Raw genomic sequence first — 14,074 nt, 5'->3', positions numbered from 1 at the left:
TAATGGATCCAGTGCTCACGCCCGACCGCCCGGCGGGCACGCCATCCCATCAGCGGTCAGGCCTCCCGGCCGACCAGCAGGGGCACGGTCTGACACCAGAGCTCAAACGGCTCGGGTGATGGCAGTGCTCACCTGCTGGCGGCTACGGACCGTAGTCTCCCTCACGGCCCGCCGACTCCCATTAGGTGGTGACGGCGCGTTCGAGGAGTGGGCGATGGCGGAGCATCCAGGCCGCGGACCGCGCCTGCCAGGCCAGCGCCCACAATGGGGCGACGTCGTCCGACTCCGGCGTGATCCGGGCCGCGATGGCCACACCGGCACAGTCGCGGACCGCGTACTCGATCATCCTGGTGACGAAACCGCGCCGATACTCGTCGGTGAGGCCGTAGCCGTCCAGGAAGAGCCGGAGCTGCCGGGCGCGAGCCGCCGCATCGGGCAGGTTCTGGCGTTCGGCGATGTCATCGTCGTGCAGTTGGGCGTTCCACCATGCGGCGCCCGCGACCTCATCGAGCCGATCGGTCGGCCCGGCCGTAGTCCAGTCGATGTAGGCGACCGGCAGGCCATCGCGTGCGACGGTGTGCCACGGACCTGCGTCGCGATGGCTGATGATCGCGCCGGGTGCGTCGCTGTGGAACGGCCACGGCCGCCAGACCGCGTCGTGTGGCGGCCGGAAGGACGCGGTCGCCTCGTGCAGGTCGCGGAGCAACCGCCCGGCGGACCACACGCCTTCGTCGCTCCAGGCGTGCGGATGGACGGAGTCGCCGTCGATGTAGCCGACGACTTCGTGTCCCTGATCGTCGTATCCGTCACCGACGACGCAGGGGCTGCCGGTGAAACCGACGTCCTCCAGATGGTTGAGCAAGGCGTGGACAGTGGGCGTCCAGGGCGCGGCCGGACGAAGCACCGTGTCGCCGTGGCGTAGGACGGGTGTGGGCTGGCCTTCTGCACCGGTGAGCGGCTCGAAGGAAGCGTGCGAAGACACTCGAACTCCTTGGGTTCCGAAGCCGTGAAGCGCTCGGGCTTCACGTGGGCAAGACGGCAGGGGACGTCCCTGCACTTGCGATCGCTTCGACCCCGCAGGCGAGTGCGCACCGGGCACGCAGGCCGAACATGTGGCCGGTGGTCAAGGGTGTCGGACCGTGCCGATCAAACCGTGCCGATCAGACCGGATTGCGCCTGGTGGCCGAAGCGGTCGCCGGGGCCATGTCGAGAATCATGATCATCATGAACGACCTCCTTGGGCGCGGCGCTGGAGCCTCACCGGAACGCTGTCACGGCATCTCCATGACAGCAACGCGTTTTCGCCGCCGCGAGCGACCTGACCGCGCGAATCCCGTTATGGGCCCGGGGCCGGGAGACGTCCTCGGGCGTGGGGCCCAGCTCGTGGGGTTCGCGTTCGATGTCGGCGTGGCGGGTGGCGGGGCGGACACGATGCGGCGGGTGGATCCCAGGGGTTGGGGACGCCGGGTGGCCGGTGCCGGTCGCGGGTGTCCGCGGGAGGCAGGAGCCGGTAGGTATATCGGCAGCCGGAGTCTTGGCTGATGTGGATCCGTTCGGGGTGGGCCGCCTTGAATCTGTTGTGGAACGCGCAGGTCAGGGCGAGGTTGTCGATGTCGGTGGGGCAGTTGCCGAGGGCCCAGCCAGTCACGTGGTCCACTTCGCTCAGCGTTCCGGGGACTTCGCAGCCATGGACGGCGCAGGTCGGGTAGAGCGCCTCGAGAACCTGCCGCTGGCCCGCGCTGGCGAACCGGACGGTGCGACCGAGATAGAGGGGGATGCCGCCGCGTCCCAGGACAAGCGCGTTCACCCCTGCGGTGAGAGCGATGCGGCGGGCTTGTTCGGCCGGGATGGGCGTGCCGTCGGTGAGCCGCGCGGGTGTCCTGCCGCCGGTGAGCGTTTCCAGGTCGCAGATGACGGTGACCTTGGTGGCCCGGTGCCCGCCCGACAGGACGTTCGTCAACGCGGCCGCCATCCGCTCGGACAGGTCGCGGCGTTCATCGGTGCCGGCGGGCTTGGCGAGGGGCGCCAGCGTCCCGTCCCAGAGGGCGGCATCTTCGGCGTTGAGCCAGCCCTTGACGAAGCGGCCACCGTCGAGGGAACGGGTCGAGTCGATCCAGGAGCGTTCATATCCGCGACGGGAGTCCGCATCGGGGGCTTCGGTGCCATCGCGTTCGGCGATCAGGTCGGTGATCCGGTTGCCGAACGCGGCGACCTTCCCAGCAGAGAACCCCCGACCGGTGAAATCGAGGAGGATCTCCTCGGCCGCTGCGCAGTCTTCGTCGTTCAGGCGGGTGACGGCGGCGGCGATGGTGGCGGCGTAGCCGTAGGACAGCTCACCACACGCGAGCCGTTCGATGACATCGGGGAGGCGGTGGCGCTGGCGGGCCAGAGCGATGCGTTCCTTGGCGCGGGCCTCGCGCATGCCGAGGGACCGCAGCCAACCTCGGGTGGACGGATAGCCGAAGCGGCGCATCTCCCCGGCGGCGTCGACGCGTCCGACCAGCGCGGCAAGGGCGCTTTTGTGCAGGTCGGCGGCTCGGACCAGGGTCTCGGCGTCCCGCATGCACACGGCCGCGGAGTCGGGCGCCTCACGTTGGGCGAGTTCGGCCGCGATCACGGCCGCCGCGTCCACCAACTCACTGGTGGACATCGACGCCACATCAATCGCCCCACTCGAACACATGACTCCATATTATCGAACAACTACAACCCAAAGAAGCGGTTCATAGTGAGAGTATTAAGACCCTCCAGATAGCCAGACAGCCGAAACCACCGACCAGGCGGCGGCTGCCGACCACTAATGGCCGACTTGTTGATCTTCGCACACGCGCGAGGAGAATTACTCGAAGCACCGACCGGGCCACAAAGCATGCGCGCCGCACAGACAGAACCCCACACGGACCCGTAGCGAAGCACCCTTCCCCGACCGGCCAAGTCCAGCCGAAGTGACTTCAGCCGACGGCGGCCCGCACTATTCCCACCAGCCCGCCAGTGGCCACCTCAGCCAGGCACCCACCGCAACCACACTATTCCAATATTGATCCTGGGTGAGACCGGCCTGTTCCGGTAGTAGCGCAGCTCAGCGCCCCAGTAGGCGAGCGCCGCGGTTCCGGCCGCAGGGATCAAGGACTTCTTGGACGCCATCTGTGTCTCCTCACTGTGGCCGCCGCGTCCTCACCCACCCGGACACACCGTCACGGTCGATCCACGTGAGGACCATTCGCACACTCAAGGTCACGATGGGCGCGTGCTCGCGCGGTGTTCGTCCGCCGAAATGGCCGGCAGGCTGTTGTCCCGCTCGCAGGAGGTGACGGTCGTTTGGCTGGACGGCGTCCGGCGCGACGAGCGGTGAGCAGCTCGCCTGCGCCGGCCGCGGACGAGGCGCCTCCAGTCCGCGGGACGTCCAGTTCGCACAAGGGCATAATCGAAGCCATGCGCGTGGGGATAGCCCATCATTTCGGCTGGGCCGTGGCCGTCACGGCATCGCCCGACCACCGCGTCGTGGACCGCCGGCGGATCGAACTGATCGAGCCGGGCATGCCGACGGCGCCCATCCACCACGAAGGCGCACCTCTCGACGGCGCCGCACTCGTGGAACTGGTGGATCAGGTGCGGGCGTCGGCAGCGCGGGCGACGTCGGCTTCACTGGACGAGCTCGCATCCGCCCTGCAAAAACCGATCATCTCGATCTCACTTCGAGCCTGGCCTCACGATTTCCCCCAGAACATCGCCGTCCAAAGGCGCGCACCGTACGAATCCCGAGCGGACTCCATCATGTATCGCCAGATCTTGGCTGAACTCGCACGCGCACGTGGCTGGGCCATCCACCTCTATGACGCCAAAACCGTGGAGAGCGAGGCGGCCAGAACCTTGGCTGACCGGACCGATGAGGTCCTGCACGCCCCACGGAAGACGCTCGGCCCACCCTGGACAAAGGACCACCGAATGGCAATGGCGGCAACGATCGCAGCCGCCGGAACTCACACAACACCCGCCTCAGCAACGCCTTGATCGGCCCGTAGCGATCACCACACCCCGAAGAAGGCGAAGCCCGGAGTTCGGCTTGAACGGGAAGTCCCGGTGACATATATCGGCTCCCCGCTGGTCTTCAGGACGATAGGGCCGTGGCTACTGCGGCCTGGCCGAGGCTGATGCCGCCGTCGTTGGGTGGGACGCGGTGGTGGGTCAGTACGTGGAAGCCGGCGGCGGTGAGGCCGGTCACTGCGCGTTCCAGGAGGAGCATGTTCTGGAACACGCCGCCGGACAGCGCGACTGTGCCCAGCCCGGTGGTGTCCCGGATGCGGGCCGCGGCGTCCACGATCAGGGCGGCCACGGCGTTGTGGAACCTCGCGGCGATCAGCGGGACGGGGACGTTCGCGTGGATGTCGGCGACCACGGCGTCGACCAGGTCGGCGCCGGTCACCGTGAAGCCGTCCGTGCCGTTGATGGAGGCCCGGTAGGCGGCGGACTCGGCAGGGTCGGCGCGTTGCTCCAGTTCGATGGCGGCCTGTCCCTCGTAGTTGACGCGGTCGCGGATGCCGAGCACGGCGGCGACGGCGTCGAACAGGCGGCCCATGCTGGAGGTGAGCGGGGCGTTGACGCGGCGGTGCGCCATGGCGGCGACGGTCGTCCAGTCCGGGCGGCGGGCCACCGGCAGGTCGTCCGGGACGCCGTACGCGGCCGCCATCCGCCATGGTTCGCGGATCGCCGCCGTCCCGCCCGGCATCGGAACCTGTTCCAGATGGCCGGCGCGTTCGAAGCCGTGCAGGTCGGCGACGAGGAACTCGCCGCCCCACAGCGTGCCGTCCGTCCCGAAGCCGGTGCCGTCGAACGCGACTCCGATGACCGGGCCGTCAACGCCGTTGTCGGCCAGGCACGACGCGATGTGGGCGTGGTGGTGCTGGACGGCGATAAGCGGAAGCTCCTGGTCGAGGGCGTACTTGGTCGACAGGTATTCGGGATGCGGGTCGTGGGCGAGCAGTTCCGGCGTGATGTCGAACAGCCGCCGGAAGTGGTCGACGCCCTCTTCGAAGGCGCGGAGGGTCTCGTAGTTCTCCAGGTCGCCGACGTGGTGGGAGACGAACGCGCGGCCGTCGCGGGTCAGGCAGAACGTGTTCTTCAGTTCGGCGCCGCATGCCAGGACGGGGCGTCCGCGAGCGATCGGTACCGGTTCCGGCGCGTATCCGCGGGAGCGCCTGACCGGAAGGGGGCGGCCACGGAAGGCGCGCACCACCGAGTCGTCAGTGCGGGTGTGGATCGGACGGTCGTGGAGCAGGAACGCGTCGGCGATGCCGCCGAGCCGTTCGAGGGCGTCGTCGTCCCGGTAGGCGATCGGCTCGTCGGAGACGTTTCCGCTGGTCAGGACGACCGGTTCGGTGACGAGCAGGTGGTGCAGCGGGGTGTAGGGGAGCATGAGGCCGACGGATCCGTTCCCTGGCGCGACGGCGTCCGCGAGTGGTGTGCCGGGGCGGCGGCGGACCAGGACGATCGGGCACCGGGGGCCGGTGAGCAGCGCCTCCTCGGTTTCGTCGATCAGGCACAGGGCGCGCGCCGCGGCCAGGTCGGGGACCATGACGGCGAACGGCTTGTCCTCGCGGTGCTTGCGTGAGCGCAGTGCCGCCACCGCGTCCGCGTCCGCCGCCCGCGCCGCGAGATGGTAGCCGCCCAGTCCTTTCACGGCGAGGACCGCACCGTCCGCGAGCATCGCCCGAGCGGCCGCAAGGACGTCAGCCGCCGCGGCCATGGGCGCGGGCGCCGGGACGGCCGCTGATAGGGACGCGCGTTCGGGAGGCGACGGCCCCTCCCGGGACGGTGGTGCCGGGAGCAGGGACAGGGACGGGCCGCAGGTCGGGCAGCACACCGGCTGGGCGTGGAAGCGGCGGTCCGCCGGGTCCTCGTACTCGGCGGCGCACGGCCCGCACATCTCGAATCCCGCCATGGTCGTGTTGGGACGGTCGTATGGGACGTCCGTCACGATCGTGAAGCGCGGACCGCAGTTCGTGCAGTTGATGAACGGGTACCCGTGCCGCCGGTCGGCCGGGTCGCGGAGTTCGCGCAGGCAGTCATCGCAGGTCGCGGAGTCCCAGGAGACCAGCGTTCGGCGCTGCCCTGCCGCGTCGCTGCGGACGATCGCGAACCCGTCCCGGCCCCGCGCGTCCAGCTCCGTCGTGGTGAGGCGTTCGACGACGGCCAGCCGGGGCGGATCCGCGCGCAGGCCGTTCAGGAACCGCCCGACCACGTCGGGTGCCCCCTCGACCTCGATGAACACGCCGCCCGCGTCGTTGCCGACCAGCCCGGACAGCCCGAGGCCGGTCGCGAGCCCGTGCACGAACGGCCGGAACCCGACGCCCTGCACGACCCCCTCGACACGGACGCCGACCCGGACGTCCACCCCGCCATTCTGCCCGGCCGGGCCGCGCGAACCTGGAATGCCGGAGCGGCGCGTGTCTCATGGCCTGGTGCGCTTCAGAACCCCGTGCTTCAGAACCCCGTGCTTCAGAACTCGGTGCTTCAGAACCCCGTGCTTCACAACTCGGTGGTTTGGGCCAGGAGGGACGCCAGGGTGCGCAGTTCGTGGTCCTCGGCGAAGGCACGCCAGCCGGTGGCCCAGTGGTGGCGACGGTCGGAGGCGAGGATCGCGCCCGCGGCCACCCTGATGCCGGGGTTCCCCGGTGTCATGGCCGTGAGGTAGCGCGCCGCGGCCCATCTCACCGGCAGGTAGCGGCCCGCGGCCAGCTCGTGGATCTCCCGCGCCAGGGACGCCGACGCGGCATCGGCGTCACCGGTCACGGCGTGGTACGCGTGGGCTGCCTCCACTCTCCTCCAGTCGTTGCGGACGTCGAGGAGCAACCGCAGGCGGGTCGCGTGACGGGCGGCCAGCGGCCCGAGGTCAGCGACGTACCTCAGCAGACCGGCGCCGCCATCGAAGCCGTCCAACAGGGTGTCCACGGCGGCGAGCAGCGGGTCCGGGTCACCGGTCACCTTCCAGAGAGCCCACATCAGGACGATGTTCGACCGCCGGTCCTCCCGGCTGCCGCCCGGCTCCCGTGGCACGGTCAGGGCGGGGGCGGCCGCCTCCGCGGGCGGCCCGATGGCGGCGATGGCCCTCGCGGCTTGGACGGCCGCGTCGGTTTCGAGGAGCCGGATCAACTCCGGAACGGCAGGTGCCGCGGCCTGTCCCCACTGTGCGAGCACGTCCGCGAAGCCGGCCGCGGCACCGGTCTCCCCGAGCCGCCCCCGGATCACCGGGAGCAGGGTGTCGGCGTACATGCCGAGTGGCGCCAGCACGTGACGCATCGACGGCGGACTCGTGCTGAAGGGACCGGACGGGCCGGACACCGCGTCGACGAAGGACACGTCGCCGCCGAGCCGGTCGATGAGATGGGGAAGGCAGCGCGGATCCCGCCGCCGGGCCAGGCCCCAGGCCGCCAGGTCGGAGATCCGTTCGCTCCCGTGACGGGCGAGGGGCGCCGTGTCGTCCAAACGCTCGGCGAGCAGATCGGCGAACAGCTCTGCGGACAGGCCTTCGGGCAGGTCTGTGTCGTCCTCGTCGAGTGCCGCGAGCAGGTGGGTCGCGTAGCGGCGCACCACCGGTGACGGGTCGGCGGTGCGTTCGGCCAGGGCGGGCAGGAGCGTTCGGGCCGGTGAGCGCCATCCGCTGAGAAGATCGGCGGCGATGCGGACGGCTCCGATCCGCCGATCGGCGTCCTGCGCGCCGGCGAACGCGGTCGCCAAACGCGTGCGCGCATCGACCCCGTGAGCGGCTGCGGCGCCGGTGCGGCCGGTGACGTCGGTGAGCCTGGTGCCGAACCAGCCGAGCAGCTGGGACGCTCCGCCGCCGTAGAACTCGGCCAGGTCCGGGGAGGCGGCTCCGACCCACGGCACGTCCCGCCACACCGCGATGTCGCCGCTGACGGCGTCCACGAGCACGCCGAGATCGGGACGCTGCGCGGCGACGGCCTCCGCCAGCGCGATCTCGGCGGCCGCCCGGATCGGCGCGTCCTCGCGGCCGCGCAGGTCCCGCAGCCAGCCGAGCGCCTCCGGCAGCACCCCGGCGGTGCAGCCGCCCGCGAGCTCCCCCACCGCGAGGACGACCCCGATCCGTACCGCCCTGTCGCTCTCGGCCGCCCAGCGTGCGCGCAAGGCGGGCACGACGGTGTCGGCGTCGCCGGTCGCCGCCGACAGCGTGGACGTCAGCTCGCGCCGCACCGCCACGGCGGGATCGCCGAGCAGGGCGAGAAGGCGGGGCAGGGCCGCCGCCCAGGCCTCCGGCCAGCCGCCGTCGACGTGCGATCGGTCGTCGTCCCTGGACGGGGTGTTCGCCTCCTGGACGAGCCTTCCGATCAGCTCCAGGACACCTGCTCGCACCGCCGTCACGGGCGATGCGAGCGGATGAGGCGATGCGGCCATGGCGGTCAGGTACGGCAGCGCGGCGGTCGCCGCGGAGCAGACGAAGCCGCCCTGGTGGAAGATCTTGACGTCGAGGTCGTCCAGCGCACCGTCCGGATCAGGGCCCTCCGCGATGCCGCGCAGGAGTCCCGGGACGTCGCCGGCGGAGCCGTAGGCGTGCCGAAGGGCCGTCCAGTCGATCTCGTCCAGGCCCCGTAGCGACGTCACAAGCCGTAGATCATTCCATGTTCCCGGTGTAGGCGGCGATGGTGCGGTCCGCGCACTCCCGGGCGACGGACGGTTCGGCGCCGGACGCGATGTGCGCCTCGCGCCAGGCCTCGCCGCTCTGCCGCGTGAACTCCTTGCCCTCGTCCGTCATGGCCCATTCCTGGCCGGCCTCCGGTCCGGGGGCGCCTCCGGGCGACAGGTGCAGGGCCAGGCCGAGGAGCCCCTGGTCCCAGCCGATGCCGACGGCGCCGGGTCCGAACTGGTTCCACATGTCGTCGTCGACGTGGGCGATGTGCTCCAGCTCGAAGCGGGCCCGGCCGTCCGGCTCGGGGGCCAGCCGCACCTCGATCCAGCTGGTCTGGCCGCCGTACTCCCACGTCGCGGAGAAGCTCTTGGGCGGGTCGCAGCGCTCGATCGTCCCGCTCGCGTTGCCTTCCAGCTCGTAGCGGCCGCCGAGCCTCAGGTCGCCGGAGACGGGCAGGAACCAGCGTTTGATGCGCTCGGGGTCGGTGACCGCGTCCCACAGGTCGTCGACGCCGGTGTCGTAGACCTGGCTGACCGTCGAGGTCCGTGCGGTGCCGGCCTCCAGCACCCGCTGACCTACCTGGCGGCGCACCGCGTTGATCTGACCCGTCACTTCGATCATGATTCGCTCCCTGCTGCTTCTTGTCCGGATGGCCGGTTCGACGGCTCGCCTGGCGGCGCCGCGGGCGGGCTGCCGCCCGGTGACCGCCGGTTCAGGCGGCGCGCGCGCTTGCCGCGGGCGATCTCCGTCGCCAATGCGTCCAGGTGCGGTGTCCAGGACGAGCGGAAGCGGTCGAGCCACACGTCGATCTCGCGCAGCGGCGCGGAGTCGACGGCGTACAGGCGCCGGGTCCCCTCCGCGCGCACGACCGCGAACCCGCTCTCCCGCAGCACCTTCAGATGCTGCGAGACCGCGGGTTGCGTGATCCCGAACTCCTCCCGGATGACGCCCGTCACCTCCCCGGAGGACCGCTCGCCGTCCGCGAGCAGCTCCAGGATCCTGCGTCGGACCGGGTCACCCAGCACATCGAATGCGTGCATGCGACCAAACTACAGCCTCAGCTTATATAAGCCAAGCCTTAAGAAGTTAGCGGGTGCTCGCGGACAGCAGTTCCTCGAACGGAACCGGGGTGTCGTACGGGTCGGGCTTCGCCGGGGCGGGACGGGCGTCGATCAGTGCCGCCAGCTCGGCGCCGGCGCGGGCGATCCGGTCCACGAGGCCGCCGGCGGGACCGCCGGCGGAGCCGCCCGCGCCCCAGTCCTCGGACGCCGCGTAGACGGCGGTCGGGGCGACGGTGGCGCGCAGGTAGGCGAACAGCGGGCGCATGGCGTAGTCGATGGCGAGGGAGTGCCGCTCGGTGCCGCCGGTCGCGCCGAGCAGCACCGGCCTGCCGTCCAGCGAGTCGCGGTCGAGGACGTCGAAGAAGGTCTTGAACAGGCCGCTGTAGGAGGCGTTGAAGACGGGCGTCACGGCGATCAGTCCGTCGGCGCCCGTGACCTTCTCGACGGCGGCGCGGAACGTCCCGCCCGGGAAGCCGGTGAGGGCCGCGTCGACCATCGCGTGCGCGTGGTCGCGCAGCTCGACCGTCTCCACGGTGACGTCCGGACCGAGCGCGTCCGCCGTCGCCGCGGCCAGCCGGTCCGCGAGCAGCCGGGTGGACGACGGCTGCCCGAGCCCGGCGGAGATCACTGCGAGGCTGGTCATCGAACCTCCTCCACGGCGGCCACCCGGGCGGTGTGCGTCGGGGCGGTCGCGGGGACGTGCGCCGGGCGCAGGGCCTCGAACTCCTTGCGCAGCACGGGGACGACCTCCTCCCCCAGCATGTCGATCTGCTCCAGGACGGTCTTCAGCGGCAGCCCCGCGTGGTCCATCAGGAACAACTGGCGCTGGTAGTCGCCGAAGTTGTCGCGGAAGGTCAGCGTCTTCTCGATGACCTGCTGCGGGCTCCCCACGGTGAGGGGCGTCTCGGCGGTGAACTCCTCCAGGGAGGGGCCGTGCCCGTACACCGGCGCGTTGTCGAAGTAGGGACGGAACTCCCGGACGGCGTCCTGGGAGTTCTTCCGCATGAACACCTGCCCGCCGAGGCCGACGATCGCCTGGTCCGCGGAGCCGTGGCCGTAGTGCTCGTAGCGCTGCCGGTAGAGGCCGATCAGCCGCTGGAAGTGCTGCTTGGGCCAGAAGATGTGGTTGGCGAAGAAGCCGTCGCCGTAGTAGGCGGCCTGCTCGGCGATCTCCGGGCTGCGGATCGAGCCGTGCCAGACGAACGGCGGGACACCGTCCAGCGGACGCGGCGTCGAGGTGAACGACTGGAGCGGCGTGCGGAACTTGCCCTCCCAGTCGACGACGTCCTCGCGCCAGAGCCGGTGCAGCAGGTGGTAGTTCTCGATGGCGAGCGGGATGCCGTCGCGGATGTCCTTGCCGAACCAGGGGTAGACGGGTGCGGTGTTGCCGCGTCCCATCATCAGGTCCACCCGGCCGCCGGCCAGGTGCTGGAGCATCGCGAAGTCCTCGGCGATCTTCACCGGGTCGTTGGTGGTGATCAGCGTCGTCGCGGTGGACAGGATCAGCCGCTCGGTGCGCGCCGCGATGTATCCGAGCATCGTCGTCGGGGAGGACGGCACGAACGGCGGGTTGTGGTGCTCGCCGGTGGCGAAGACGTCCAGCTCTGCCTCTTCGGCCTTTTCGGCGATGGCGACCATCGCCCGGATCCGCTCGGCCTCGGACGGGACGCGTCCGGTCGTCGGATCGGGCGTGACGTCGCCGACCGAGAAGATTCCGAACTGCATGCCGGCCTCCCATATAGTAGAACTTTCAACTATAATAGCGAACGCCGCGGGCGGAGGTCGTATTCCAGGCCGCCCAGCCCGCGGGACTCCGTTCGCCGTGGACGCCGACCTGGCCGCCGACGCGATCACCGAATGCCTGGAGCTGCTGTCGAGCCCGTCCGCGGCGGACCACCGCTCGGCCACACGGTGATCTGAGGGCCGGCTGCGAGGCCGTCCGGCCGCGGGTCACGCGTGCGCGTCGGCGTGTGCGTCCGCGGCGGCCTCGGGCTCCTCGGCCGGGGTGTCCTCGGCGGCGCGGACCGCCTGGATCTCCAGGGCGATCGTGACCTCGTCGCCGAGCATGACCCTGTCGCCCTGGAGCGGGACGTTGAACTCGATGCCGAAGTCACGGCGGCTGATGGAGGCGGTCGCGGTGAAGCCCGCGCGGGTGCCGCCCCACGGGTCGGGGCCGACGCCGTGGAACTCGGTCAGCAGCCGCACGGGACGGGTGACGTCCTTGATCGTCAGCTCTCCGTCCAGGTGGTAGCGGGGGCTGCGGGCCCGGCGGCCGATTGTGGCACGTTCCACATTCGTGGCCGTGAACGTCATGACCGGATGGCCGGCCACGTCGAGGAAGTCCGAGGAGCGGACGTGCTCGTCCCGCTCGGCGTTGCGGGTGTCGATGGAGGCCAGCCGTATCTCGGCGCGGGCGCGGGAGTCGAGGGGGTCCTCCCCGATCTCGACCTCGCCCCCGAAGTCGGGGAACGTGCCGCGTACCGTGGTCATCAGGTGCCGGATCGTGAAGGTGATCTCCGAGTGGACCGGGTCGATGGTCCAGCGGCCGGCTTCGAGGTCGGACACCTCGGCGCCCATGCAAATCCCCCCATAAAAGTGACAACCAGGAAAAACTACCTCAAATCCCACCTGGTCTGATCCGCCACATCGGGGGAATGCTGGTCGCATGATCGAGGATGAGCCGCACGGCCGAGGCACATGGCGCGGGAGCGAGGCGCGGTCGGCATGATCGGCGATCACGTGCTGGCCGGATACGTCAACGACGGGGGCGGCAGGGAGGCCGTCGACCTGGCGTCCGCGATCGTCGCGCTGACCGGCGGGCGGCTGAGCGTGGCCAACGTCCACCCCCCGGGCCTTCCCGCGGCCGCGGGCGAGGCGCGCGCACTGCTGGAACAGGTACCCGACCTCCTGGACGGCCAGCCCGCGGACCTGCTCGCCCAGGAGGGCCGCAGCGTCGCCCGCGGGCTCACCGTGCTCGCCAGCCGGATCGGCGCCGACATGATCGTCGTCGGCTCCCCCGAGGGCGGAGCCCGCGGCCGCATCGGCGTCGGCGCCGCCGCCGACCATCTGCTGCACTCGGCGACCGAGGCGGTGATGCTCGCCCCGTCCGGCTACGCCACGCCCGACGACCTGGGCCGGATCACGGTCATGTACGTCCGGCGGCCGCAGTGCGACGAGGCCGTGCTCCGCGCGGCGCAGGCCGCCGAGCGCCTGGAGGTCCCCCTCCGCCTGGTCACGCTGGCCATCGGCGACGTCGGCGGGGACGACGGCGACGAGCGGCTCCGCGACGACCTGGCCCTCGCCATCCGGCTCGCCCTGGACTCCTCCGACCTGCTCCCCGAGGACGTCTCCGCCGAGCTCGCCGAGGGCGACGACGTCGCCGACGCCCTGGACGACGTCGACTGGCTCGAAGACGAGATCCTGGTGTGCGCGTCCAGCGAGGACGCCGCCGCCCACCGCGTCTTCGTGGGCGAGGTCGCCCTCAAGGTTCTGCGCGCCGCAACGTGCCCCGTGACCGTCCTGCCCAGGGGCTACTACTAGGTAGCCCGTTTTGACCGTTTCCCCGGAACAGGTTGCCGCCCACCTTTTACCTCGGCTACATTCCATCGAGATCAGAACGTGACCTTGGAACGAGGCAAGTTCCGTCCCCCCGGTCGGGCCCCACCCTGCCCGGACGCGCGAGACGGCAGGGAGCGTAATGGACCCGATCGGCAAGCAGCTGCTCGACATCGCCAAGAAGGAACTCGGCTACACCGAGAAGGGCGACGGCTACACCAAGTTCGGCAACTGGTGGACCGAGAACGTCGACGGCGACAAGAACGACTACTTCAAGACGGCCCCCTGGTGCGACATGTTCCTCGCCTGGGCCGCCGACAAGGCCGACGTCACAGAGCAGGCCGGGCAGTTCGCCGCCACCGTCGATCACGCCAAGTGGTTCGAGAAGCACGACGCCTGGGGCGGCGAGCCCGAACCCGGAGCCATCGTCTTCTACGACTGGAACGGCTCCGAGGACATCGACCGGATCGACCACGTCGGCATCGTCGAGAAGGTGGACGGCAAGACCCTCCACACCATCGAGGGCAACGCCGACGGCTACAAGCTCATGCGCAAGACCCGCGACATGGACTCCGTCGTGGGCTTCGGCTACCCGTCCAAGGTCAAGGTCGAAGCCAAGTACACCCCCAAGCACGCCGCCCCCGCCCCCACCGTCGACCAGGTCGGCGACCGCGCCACCTCGACCAACACCCAAGAGGGCGAGCACGTCGTCCCCGACCAGCTCCCCACGCAGGAAGTCGTCCTCGGCGGGATCCTCGCCTTCGTCCTGTGCGGCACCGTCGCCCTCGCCGCCGGCCGGGCCGCCGCCGCCCGGACC

Annotated in this window: 12 protein-coding genes; 3 read left to right on the top strand and 9 right to left on the bottom strand. The window is 70.7% G+C overall.

Annotated features, from left to right (window positions below; translation table 11 throughout):
- Positions 1–181 precede the first annotated feature (181 nt).
- Both E1285_RS14655 and E1285_RS14650 read right to left on the bottom strand, forming a co-directional pair.
- Complete coding sequence (locus E1285_RS14655; RefSeq protein ID WP_132152215.1) at positions 182–982, bottom strand: aminoglycoside phosphotransferase family protein; 801 nt, start codon at positions 980–982, stop codon at positions 182–184.
- 354 nt (positions 983–1,336) lie between these two features.
- Complete coding sequence (locus E1285_RS14650; RefSeq protein ID WP_165966616.1) at positions 1,337–2,650, bottom strand: HNH endonuclease signature motif containing protein; 1,314 nt, start codon at positions 2,648–2,650, stop codon at positions 1,337–1,339.
- A 782-nt stretch (positions 2,651–3,432) separates the two neighbouring features.
- Here E1285_RS14650 and E1285_RS14645 point away from each other — a divergent pair.
- Positions 3,433–4,011, top strand: coding sequence for a hypothetical protein (locus E1285_RS14645; RefSeq protein ID WP_132152211.1), 579 nt, complete (start codon positions 3,433–3,435; stop codon positions 4,009–4,011).
- A 97-nt stretch (positions 4,012–4,108) separates the two neighbouring features.
- Here E1285_RS14645 and hypF read toward each other — a convergent pair whose 3' ends face one another.
- The 7 genes from hypF to E1285_RS14610 form a co-directional block, all read right to left on the bottom strand.
- Positions 4,109–6,391: a carbamoyltransferase HypF gene (gene hypF / locus E1285_RS14640; RefSeq protein WP_132152209.1), complete on the bottom strand. Its 2,283-nt coding sequence runs from the start codon at positions 6,389–6,391 to the stop codon at positions 4,109–4,111.
- A 134-nt stretch (positions 6,392–6,525) separates the two neighbouring features.
- Positions 6,526–8,616: a hypothetical protein gene (locus E1285_RS14635; protein ID WP_132152207.1), complete on the bottom strand. Its 2,091-nt coding sequence runs from the start codon at positions 8,614–8,616 to the stop codon at positions 6,526–6,528.
- A 10-nt stretch (positions 8,617–8,626) separates the two neighbouring features.
- The gene (locus tag E1285_RS14630) at positions 8,627–9,262 is read right to left on the bottom strand and encodes an SRPBCC family protein (protein ID WP_132152205.1); all 636 of its coding nucleotides are present in this window, start codon (positions 9,260–9,262) and stop codon (positions 8,627–8,629) included.
- Complete coding sequence (locus tag E1285_RS14625; protein WP_132152203.1) at positions 9,259–9,681, bottom strand: metalloregulator ArsR/SmtB family transcription factor; 423 nt, start codon at positions 9,679–9,681, stop codon at positions 9,259–9,261. Before E1285_RS14625 ends, E1285_RS14630 begins: the two co-directional genes overlap by 4 nt.
- Positions 9,682–9,727: 46 nt before the next feature.
- Positions 9,728–10,345 (bottom strand): FMN reductase, encoded by a 618-nt coding sequence (locus E1285_RS14620; RefSeq protein ID WP_132152201.1) that lies wholly within the window; start codon positions 10,343–10,345, stop codon positions 9,728–9,730.
- A complete protein-coding gene (locus E1285_RS14615; protein WP_132152199.1) occupies positions 10,342–11,427 on the bottom strand; it encodes an LLM class flavin-dependent oxidoreductase in 1,086 nt (361 codons plus the stop codon). Before E1285_RS14615 ends, E1285_RS14620 begins: the two co-directional genes overlap by 4 nt.
- Before the next feature lie 225 nt (positions 11,428–11,652).
- Positions 11,653–12,279, bottom strand: coding sequence for a YceI family protein (locus E1285_RS14610; RefSeq protein ID WP_132152197.1), 627 nt, complete (start codon positions 12,277–12,279; stop codon positions 11,653–11,655).
- A gap of 120 nt (positions 12,280–12,399) precedes the next feature.
- On the opposite strand from E1285_RS14610, the gene E1285_RS14605 reads away from it, so the two are divergent.
- Positions 12,400–13,242: a universal stress protein gene (locus tag E1285_RS14605; protein ID WP_243722788.1), complete on the top strand. Its 843-nt coding sequence runs from the start codon at positions 12,400–12,402 to the stop codon at positions 13,240–13,242.
- Positions 13,243–13,399: 157 nt separating this feature from the next.
- A partial coding sequence (locus E1285_RS14600) for a CHAP domain-containing protein (protein ID WP_132152195.1) occupies positions 13,400–14,074 on the top strand: 675 nt, incomplete at its 3' end.

This window comes from Actinomadura sp. 7K507 (assembly GCF_004348425.1).
Lineage (GTDB): Bacteria > Actinomycetota > Actinomycetes > Streptosporangiales > Streptosporangiaceae > Spirillospora.
Note: the sequence above shows the minus strand (reverse complement) of the source record. Positions and strands in the feature narration are given on the sequence as shown.

Coding starts and splice junctions, on each gene's coding strand:
- E1285_RS14605 (WP_243722788.1), top strand. CDS start 12,400: ATGGCGCGGGAGCGAGGCGCGGTCGGCATGATCGGCGATCACGTGCTG.
- E1285_RS14620 (WP_132152201.1), bottom strand. CDS start 10,345: ATGACCAGCCTCGCAGTGATCTCCGCCGGGCTCGGGCAGCCGTCGTCC.
- E1285_RS14645 (WP_132152211.1), top strand. CDS start 3,433: ATGCGCGTGGGGATAGCCCATCATTTCGGCTGGGCCGTGGCCGTCACG.
- E1285_RS14630 (WP_132152205.1), bottom strand. CDS start 9,262: ATGATCGAAGTGACGGGTCAGATCAACGCGGTGCGCCGCCAGGTAGGT.
- E1285_RS14615 (WP_132152199.1), bottom strand. CDS start 11,427: ATGCAGTTCGGAATCTTCTCGGTCGGCGACGTCACGCCCGATCCGACG.
- E1285_RS14625 (WP_132152203.1), bottom strand. CDS start 9,681: ATGCACGCATTCGATGTGCTGGGTGACCCGGTCCGACGCAGGATCCTG.
- E1285_RS14650 (WP_165966616.1), bottom strand. CDS start 2,650: ATGTCCACCAGTGAGTTGGTGGACGCGGCGGCCGTGATCGCGGCCGAA.
- E1285_RS14610 (WP_132152197.1), bottom strand. CDS start 12,279: ATGGGCGCCGAGGTGTCCGACCTCGAAGCCGGCCGCTGGACCATCGAC.